Origin of the sequence: Methylobacterium cerastii (assembly GCF_022179125.1) — a bacterium.
In the GTDB taxonomy this organism is placed as follows: domain Bacteria; phylum Pseudomonadota; class Alphaproteobacteria; order Rhizobiales; family Beijerinckiaceae; genus Methylobacterium; species Methylobacterium cerastii.
Genome location: NZ_BPQG01000127.1, coordinates 1 through 6,084 on the forward strand (window position 1 = coordinate 1; position 6,084 = coordinate 6,084).

Below are 6,084 nucleotides of genomic sequence, written 5' to 3' on the forward strand. Positions count from 1 at the left end.
TGTCACCGCCCTACACAGGCCCGACGCAGGGCACGGTGTTCGGCGTTGCGAGCTATGGCTGGGTGCTGGCCTGGTACGTCGGGCTGGTCGTACCCCTCTACTGGCCGACGGCCTGGTTCTCGCGCTTCAAGGCGTCCCGACGCGATATCGCCTGGCTGAGGTATCTCTAGCCTTGCAAGGCCGGATGAGGCTGGTCGAACCGTTACGCCCTCTTCGCCTGATGGAAGCGGAGTTTTGGAAGTACGGACCTCGCCTGGATTGCGGGGGGCTCCTGTATCAGGTCTCCGCAATCACGTCGCGACAACTGGGCCCGGGGGTCGTCGGATACGATAAGGGGCCCCGAAGGACCCCTGCCGGTCACATGCGGTGATGGCGATGGCCATGCCCGTGGCGCATCATGTGCCCACGGTGGTGATGGTGGTGCCGCATCATGTGCCCACGATGATGGTGATGGCGCATTCCATGACCGCGATGGCTGTGCATGCCGTCCATCCGGACCTCGGTCACGGCCGTCGGGGCGTCGACGGCGCCGATCATGCCGGGGGCGGCCGAGGCCGGTGCGACCGAGGCGACGCCCAGGGTTGCCAGGATGGCGGCGGCGAACAGAGACTTTCTCATGGGCTTCCTCAAATCGTTGTCGGCGATGCGTCGAAACCGACGGCACCCGAGCCTCGGGAACGGCTCCGTTTCCATGACCGTTCCGCGGGGTACGTTCTCCTCCGCCGGACGTGCTTAACAAAATTTGCGTTCGCCACCGCCCGGGCCGGCGGCATGCCCCGCGGCGATGCGATCCTCGTCGTCCTGGCCAGCCGGGAGTGGCGGACGGTCCCGGCGATCCGCGGTCGGCCCCGTTACGGCATCGATGCGAGCCAGCCGAACAGCGCCAGGACCCCGGCGATCAGGATCGCGGTCGTGAGGAACGCCCGCGCAGCGGCCTTGCGTATGTGCGGCCGGACCTTGCGCCGTCGTCCGCCCCCGCCGCCCCACTACTCCATCCGGCGGCCGAGCTTCTTGCCCGTCACCGTTGCGGCAACCGATGACGATGGATCTCGCGGTGGTCGACCAGGCATTCAGGCCGGGGTCGCGTCGGTAGGCTCAAGGCACGCCCGACCGGAGCAGGTCGGCTACATGGGCGTCGGCGGGATGGGGGGTGGCGGCGCGGTGGCTTTCCGAGCAGGCCGCGTAGTCCGGGCCGGAGGCCGACATCACGAGTCCCCGCGTGCCGTCTGGCATCGCGCGCGTTCGCCAGTACGGTTCGTCCGGCAGACCATTCGAGCGATCCGTGAGCGGTCCCGGCCGTGGCTCGCCGTAGATGCAACCCCCTTCGCGACGGACGGCGTCACGCGCGATGAGGTGGGCCTCGTCGGCGAGTGGCCGGCCGACCCAGACGACCTGCTGGAGACCTTCCTCCCGGCAGACCACCAGCATCACCTCGACCGTGTCGGGACCCGAGGCAAGCGGTCGGTCGTGGAGGTAGTACAGGCCGGTCAGGTTGGCCTCGCGGTCGACCATCGAAGGGGTATCGATCCGGTCCACCGGACCCCATGCCAGTCCGAACGGCCCCTCTCCGGCGGGTCGCTCGGCCGCGTGCGCCGTACCGGCCATTGCCGTCAGGACGAGCGCGGTCGGGAAGACCCATCGGCGCGCCATCGGCCTACTCCGCGGCCTGGGGAACGACGGGATGGGGGCGGGCCCCGGCATCCGTCGCCTTGGCCCTGGCGGGGACGACGGCACCGGCGAAGCGGGCGAACAGCGCCGGCAGCACGACCAGCGTCAGCAGGGTCGCCGAGATGAGCCCGCCGATCACCACCGTCGCGAGGGGCCGCTGGATCTCCGCCCCGGTCTCCGTCGCCAGGGCCATCGGGACGAACCCGAGCGACGCCACGAGGGCGGTCATCGCCACCGGCCGGAGTCGGGTCATCGCGCCCTCCAGGATGGCCTCGCGTCGTGGTCGGCCTTCCGCGATGAGCTGCTTGATGTAGGTCAACATCACCAGGCCGTTGAGCACCGCCACCCCGGACAGGGCGATGAACCCGACCGCCGCGGGCACCGAGAACGGCATCCCCCTCAGCCACAGGGCCGCGATGCCGCCGGTGAGAGCCAGCGGGACCGCGCTGAACACCAGCAGGGCGTCCCGGGCCGAGTTGAGGGCCGAGAACAGCAGCAGGAAGATCAGGAAGAAGCACACCGGGACAACGACCATCAGGCGCTGTCGGGCGGAGGCCAGGTTCTCGAACTGCCCGCCCCAGGTCACGTAGTAGCCGGCGGGAAGCCGGACCCCGGACGCGACCTTGGACTGGGCCTCCGCCACGAGCGAGCCGATGTCGCGACCGCGCACGTTGGCCGTGACCACGACCCGACGGCGACCGTTCTCGCGCGAGATCTGGTTCGGTCCCTCGGTGACGGAGAAGCTCGCGACCTGCTTCAGCAGCACCGAGGAGGCCCGACCGTTGACGCCGGGGGGCAGCGGGACCGGGATGTTCTCCAGGGCCTCGCGATCCTCGCGCACCTTGTCGTTCAGGCGCACGACGATGGGGAAGCGACGATCGCCCTCGAACACCATGCCGGCCTCGCGGCCGCCGATGGCCGCGCCGATGACGTCCTGGATCGAGGACGTGCTCAGGCCTAGCCGGGCCGCCTCGACCTTGTTGATCTTGATCTCCAGGAACGGCAGCCCGGCCGTCTGCTCGACCTTGACGTCGTCGGCGCCCTCGGTCCCGCGCAGGATCGCGGCGACCTGGTTGGCGGCCTTGAGCATCGGCTCGAACTCCTCGCCGAACACCTTCACGGCGAGGTCGCCGCGGGTCCCGGCCAGGAGCTCGTTGAAGCGCAGCTGGATCGGCTGGGAGAACTCATAGACGTTGCCGGCGAGCGCCCCGAGGGCCTTCTCGATCTGCTCCTGCAGGTCGGCCTTGGACAGGCTCGGGTCGGGCCATTCCTCCTGCGACTTCAGGATGACGAAGGTGTCGGACGAGCTCGGCGGCATGGGGTCCGAGGCGACCTCCGCGGTGCCCGTCTTTGAGAACACGTAGGCGACCTGAGGGAATCGGCTGATGGCCTGTTCGACCTTCAGCTGCATCGCCTGCGACTGGGTCAGGGAGGTCGACGGGATGCGCTGGGCGTTCAGCGCGATGCTCTTTTCGTCGAGCTGCGGGATGAACTCCTGCCCCAACCCTCTGAACAGGAACCCGGCCCCGACGAGCAGCACGAGGGCGACCGCGACGAAGGTCATCGGAACCCGCAGGGCGGCCCCGAGGATCGGGCGGTAGGCGGCCTTGAGCCCGCGGATGAGGACGTTGTCTTTCTCCGTGACCTTGCCGGTGATGACGATCGCGATCATCGCTGGCACGAAGGTCAGCGACAGGACGAAGGCCGAGACGAGGGCGATGATGACGGTGAGCGCCATCGGCTCGAACATCTTGCCCTCGACCCCGGTGAAGGTGAGGAGCGGCACGTAGACGAGGATGATGATGGCCTGCCCATACAGGGAAGGCTTGATCATCTCCTCGGCCGAGGCGCGCACGGTGACGAGGCGCTCCTCCAGGTCGAGCTTGCGCCCGAGTTCCCCCTGGCGCTCCGCGAGGTGGCGCAGGGCGTTCTCGGTGATGATGACGGCGCCGTCGACGATGAGGCCGAAGTCCAGCGCCCCGAGGCTCATGAGGTTGGCGCTGATCCTGCCTTGGACCATACCCGTCATGGTCATCAGCATCGCCACCGGGATGACGAGGGCGGTGACGATGGCCGCCCGGATGTTACCGAGCAGCAGGAACAGGATGACGATGACGAGGGCGGCGCCCTCGGCGAGGTTCTTGGCGACCGTTCGGATGGTGGCCTCGACCAGCAGGGTCCGGTTGAGCACGGTCTGGACCTCGACGCCGGGCGGGAGCGTGCGCCGGATCTCGGTCATCTTTGCGTCAACGGCGGCCGAGACCGTCCTGCTGTTCTCGCCGATCAGCATCAGGGCGGTGCCGATGACGACCTCGCGCCCGTCCTCGCTGCCCGACCCGGTGCGTAGGTCCCGCCCGATCCGGACCTCCGCGATGTCCGAGATGCGGACCGGCACCCCGCCGCGCGTGGTCACGACCACGGAGCCGATGTCCTCCATGGTCTCAAGGCGGCCGGCGGCACGGACGACGTAGCCCTCGCCGTTGTCCTCCAGGTAGCGGGCACCCAGGTTGGCGTTGTTGGCCTCCAGCGCCCGGCCGATGTCGGCGAAGGACAGGTCAAGGGCGGTGAGCTTCATCGGGTCCGGCTGGACGTGGTACTGCTTGTCGAAGCCGCCGATGCTGTCGACGCCGGCCACGCCCGGCACGGTCTTCACCTGGGGGCGAATGATCCAGTCCTGGACCGTGCGCAGGTAGGCCGTGCGTTCGAGCTCTGTCGCAAGCCGCTGACCCTCGGGGGTCAGGTAGCTCCCGTCGCCCTGCCAACCCGGCTTGCCGTCCGGGGAGACCTTACGATCCTTCGGTTGGGCGTAGTGGATCGACCACATGTAGATCTCGCCCAGGCCCGTGGAGATCGGGCCCATGTGCGGCTCGGCCCCCGGCGGCAGGGTCGACTTCGCCTCGCCGATGCGCTCGGCGACCTGCTGGCGGGCGAAATATACGTTTGTCGCCTCCGAGAAGACCGCGGTGACCTGCGAGAAGCCGTTCCGCGAGAGCGAGCGGGTGTATTCGAGGCCCTTGATCCCGGCGAGCGCGGTCTCGACCGGGTAGGTCACCTGCTTCTCGATATCGACCGGGGAGAGCGACGGCGCCGTGGTGTTGATCTGCACCTGGTTGTTGGTGATGTCCGGGACGGCGTCGATGGGAAGCTTCGTCAGCGAAAACACGCCGAAGCCCGCCGCGAGGAGCGACAGCAGCACCACGAGCCATCGCTGATGGACGGAGAAGTCGAGGATCTTCGAGATCATGGCCGGCCCCCGTTCAGTGGTCGTGGTCGGCTTCGGCCTTGCCGAGCTCGGCCTTCAGGACGAAGGAGTTGGCCACCGCGACCTCGTCGCCGGGCTTGAGGCCGGTCAGGATCTCGAAGGCGTCGTCGTCGGCCTTGCCGATGGTCACGTCCCGGCGCTCGAAGCCCTCCTGGGTTCGGACAAACACGACCTTCTCGCCGCCGATGGTCTGGATCGCGGACTTCGGCAGCCGGACCTTGACCGGGTCGCGGGCGATCTCGACCTCGGTTGTCACGAAGGTGCCGGGCCGCCAGGCCATGTCATTGTTCGGCAGGGCGACGATGACCCGGGCGGAGCGCGTCTCGGCGTTGAGGATCGGGCTGACGAAAACGACCTTGCCCTCGCCGCGGGGGCCGTCGTCGCCTCCGACGATGGTCACCTTGGCGCCCTCCCGGACCTTCGAGAGCTCCGTGGTCGGGATGGCCAGCTCGATCCACACGGAGGAGAGGTCGGCGACGGTGTAAACGTCGGCCGGATCGCCCTCCTTGCCGACGGCGGTTCCGACGTCGACCTTGCGCTCGACCACACGGCCGGCGAGCGGGGACTTGAGCTCGTAGCGGCGCAACGAAGATAGGTTCGGGGTAGTCTCGTCCTTCTTGGCGGACGTCGCGACCTCGGCCGCGTTCAGCCCCAGGGCCGACAGCTTCTGGCGTGCCAGGTCGACCCGAAGCGTCGCCTCAGAGTAGGCCGCCTTGGCGTTCAGGAATGCGGACTCGGCCGAGATCCGCTTGTCCCAGAGGGCCTGCTGGCGGTCGAAGTTCGTCTTCTCCAGGTCCGCCTTGACCGTCGCGGTGAGGAAGTCGCTCTTGGCCTCGGCCACCTCGCGGCTGTCGAGGACGGCCACGACCTCGCCCTTGGCGACTTCCTCGCCGAGGCGCTTGCGCATCTCGGCCACGGTTCCAACGACCCGCACGGGGACGCGAGCGATCCGGTCGGCGTCCTGGGCGATGGTGCCAGGCACCAAGAGATGGCGCGAGAGGATGCCGCCCTCGACCGTGGCGAGCTTGATGTCCTGCTCCTCGGCCTGCTCGGCCGTCATCTTGATCTTGCCCTCGCCCTCCTCGTCGTGGCCGTCCGCCTCGCCCTCGGAATGCTTGTGGCCGCCGGCAGGTTTAGGTCGTGAACCCATAACG

4 protein-coding genes are annotated in these 6,084 nt (G+C 68.5%); all 4 read right to left on the bottom strand.

Annotated features, from left to right (window positions below):
- Window positions 1-357 precede the first annotated feature (357 nt).
- A complete protein-coding gene (locus MFF13_RS25775) occupies window positions 358-618 on the bottom strand; it encodes a hypothetical protein (RefSeq protein ID WP_147828548.1) in 261 nt (86 codons plus the stop codon).
- 477 nt (window positions 619-1,095) lie between these two features.
- The gene (locus tag MFF13_RS25780) at window positions 1,096-1,650 is read right to left on the bottom strand and encodes a threonyl-trna synthetase (protein ID WP_147828549.1); all 555 of its coding nucleotides are present in this window, start codon (window positions 1,648-1,650) and stop codon (window positions 1,096-1,098) included.
- Window positions 1,651-1,654: 4 nt separating this feature from the next.
- Window positions 1,655-4,912, bottom strand: coding sequence for an efflux RND transporter permease subunit (locus MFF13_RS25785; protein ID WP_238273334.1), 3,258 nt, complete (start codon window positions 4,910-4,912; stop codon window positions 1,655-1,657).
- A 13-nt stretch (window positions 4,913-4,925) separates the two neighbouring features.
- A partial coding sequence (locus MFF13_RS25790) for an efflux RND transporter periplasmic adaptor subunit (RefSeq protein ID WP_238273335.1) occupies window positions 4,926-6,084 on the bottom strand: 1,159 nt, incomplete at its 5' end.

What these genes read in the sequence shown, in the direction of transcription:
- MFF13_RS25775 (WP_147828548.1), bottom strand. Translation starts at nt 618, where the DNA reads ATGAGAAAGTCTCTGTTCGCCGCCGCCATCCTGGCAACCCTGGGCGTC.
- MFF13_RS25780 (WP_147828549.1), bottom strand. Translation starts at nt 1,650, where the DNA reads ATGGCGCGCCGATGGGTCTTCCCGACCGCGCTCGTCCTGACGGCAATG.
- MFF13_RS25785 (WP_238273334.1), bottom strand. Translation starts at nt 4,912, where the DNA reads ATGATCTCGAAGATCCTCGACTTCTCCGTCCATCAGCGATGGCTCGTG.